We start from the raw sequence: 2,602 nt of genomic DNA on the forward strand, positions 1-2,602 counted from the left end.
CGCCGGTGCCGACGGCGACGGAGTTGACACCGACACCGGCGCCCGGCACGGGTCGGCGCAGAGGTGACGTGGCCGCGGGAGCCGCGGGGGCTGCGGGAGCTGTCTCCGCACGCAGCACGTCCAGACGGCGCGTGATCGGTGTGGCGATCGTTGTCGGGATCGTGGCCGTTGTCGGTGGCATAGCAGCACTCGGCAGCGCGTTGGAGACCGCCGAGCCGTCGTCGAGCATTACGTTCCCGGCCGCCGGTGCGCCGCAACCGGAGACAGGGTCATCCGGGGTGGGCAGCGAGAGGCAGCGTCCGGCCGACCTACGGGCGGCGGCGCCAGCGGTACCGGTGGCGCCGCTGGCCGGCAACGAATCCGGATCCGGACCCGGATCCGCGCTGACCGGGAAGGCGGTCGACCCGGCCCGGCCGGCCGGAGCCGAACCGCGGATCGTGCGTACCGGCTCGATGTCTCTGGAGGTGCGGCCGGGCGGCGTCGACGCGGCGGTCGCCGCCGTCTCGACGGCGGCGAAGGGACTGGGCGGCTATCTTGCCTCGTTGGACAGCAGCGGTATCCCGTCCACCTCCGACGATGACGACCAGCACGCTAACGTCACCCTGCGGGTACCGACCGGATCGTTCGACGAACTGCGCGGCCAGGTGGGGAAGATCGGCGAAGTTCGTGCCTCGACCGTCTCCTCACAGGATGTGACCGGCGAGTACGTGGACCTGCAGTCCCGGCTGAAGGCGCTGGGCAGTTCGCGCGACACTTACGTGGCCCTGCTGGGCAAGGCCGGATCGATCGGGGAGATCCTCGCCGTACAGCAGCAGATCGACAACGTGCAGGTGCAGATCGAGCAGCTCGAAGGGCGGCGTCAGGTGCTGGCCGACTCCAGTGACCTGGCGACCCTCACGGTGCGGATCAGCGAGCAGGGGACGTCCGCGACCAGGCCGGATCCTGACGGCGACGACGAGGGTCTTGCCGGGGCACTGCGGCTTTCCTGGGATCGTTTCACCGGCGGCGTGGCCGTGATCGTCGGGCTGGTCGGGCCGGTTGTCCTGATCCTGCTGCTGGCCGGGGCCGGTTTCGGGGGTTACCGCATCCTCCGCCGGGTACGCCACCGCCGCCGCACCCGGGCGCACGCCGCACCGGCCGCACCGACGTCGTAGAGCTCGGCGGCCTCCTCCACCCGCCCCTGCCCTGCCCGGCGGCTCCCGTACCGCTCGGCGGCCCCCTTGCCCGACCCGGTCGTGGACGCCTGGAAAGACGCCTGCGTAAAAAAGACACCTGAGAAAGAGGAGGGGGACGGACCTTCAGCCTCGCAGGGCGGCGTCCACGACCGACTGGGCCTCGGCAAGGACCGCCTCGAGATGCTCGGGTCCGCGGAAGCTTTCCGCGTAGATCTTGTAGACGTCCTCGGTGCCGGACGGGCGGGCGGCGAACCAGGCGTTCTCGGTGACGACCTTCACCCCACCGATCGCCGCCCCGTTGCCCGGGGCGTGGGACAGCGCGGCGCTCACCGGTTCGCCGGCAATCGTGCCGGCGCCGAGGTCCGCCGGGGTGAGCGACTTCAGGATCTCCTTCTGGGCGGGGGATGCCGCCGCATCGACCCTGCGGTAGACGGGCGAGCCGAACCGGCCGGTCAGCTCCTCGTACAGCCGTCCCGGATCCCGCCCGGTGACGGCGGTCATCTCCGCGGCGAGCAGGCAGGGGATCAGGCCGTCCTTGTCGGTGGTCCAGACCCGGCTGTCGCGGCGCAGGAACGACGCCCCGGCGCTTTCCTCGCCGCCGAAACCGAGGGAGCCGTCGATCAGCCCGTCCACGAACCACTTGAAGCCGACCGGAACCTCGACGAGGGTGCGCCCGAGTCCGGCCGCGACCCGGTCGATCATGCTGGAGCTGACCAGGGTCTTTCCGATCGCGGCCGCACCGGGCCAGTCGGCCCGGTGCGCGAACAGGTAGGCGATGGACGCGGACAGGTAGTGGTTCGGGTTGAGCAGGCCGGCTGCGGGGGTCACGATGCCGTGCCGGTCGGCGTCGGCGTCGTTGGCCAGCGCCACGTCGAAGGAGTCCTTCAGCCGGAGCAGCGAAGCCATCGCGTACGGCGACGAGGGATCCATCCGGATCTTGCCGTCCCAGTCGACGGTCATGAAACCGAACTGCGGGTCGACCGTGGCGTTGACCACGTTCAGGTCGAGTTTGTAACGCTCGGCAATGGTCTGCCAGTAGACCAGGCTCGCCCCGCCCAGGGGGTCGACGCCGATCCGGACCCCCGCGCCGCGGATGGCGTCGAGATCGACCACGGACGGCAGGTCGTCGACGTAGGCCGACACGTAGTCGTGCACGGTCGCCGCGGCCCGGGCCCGCTCGAGGGAAACCCGTTGGACGCCGCGCAACCCGTCGGCGAGCAGGGCGTTCGCACGGTCCTGGATCCAGGAGGTGATGTTCGTGTCGGCCGGCCCGCCGTTCGGCGGATTGTACTTGAACCCCCCGTCCGCCGGGGGGTTGTGCGACGGCGTGACGACGATCCCGTCCGCGATCCCGCCGCGCTGCCCGGCGATGGACCCGGCCGTGCGGCTTGCATCGTGGCTGGCACCACGGCCGGCAGCGTGGCCGG

General features: G+C 71.2%; 2 protein-coding genes. One reads left to right on the forward strand and one right to left on the reverse strand.

The window, feature by feature from the left end; genetic code table 11:
• The coding region (locus DD1DGNOD_RS08525) for a DUF4349 domain-containing protein (RefSeq protein ID WP_131769840.1) at window positions 1-1,154 on the forward strand (1,154 nt) is incomplete at its 5' end.
• 144 nt (window positions 1,155-1,298) lie between these two features.
• Here the strand turns inward: DD1DGNOD_RS08525 and DD1DGNOD_RS08530 are convergent.
• A partial coding sequence (locus DD1DGNOD_RS08530) for a phosphoglucomutase, alpha-D-glucose phosphate-specific (protein ID WP_241255571.1) occupies window positions 1,299-2,602 on the reverse strand: 1,304 nt, incomplete at its 5' end.

The organism is Candidatus Protofrankia californiensis (genome assembly GCF_900634765.1).
Taxonomy (GTDB): domain Bacteria; phylum Actinomycetota; class Actinomycetes; order Frankiales; family Frankiaceae; genus Protofrankia; species Protofrankia californiensis.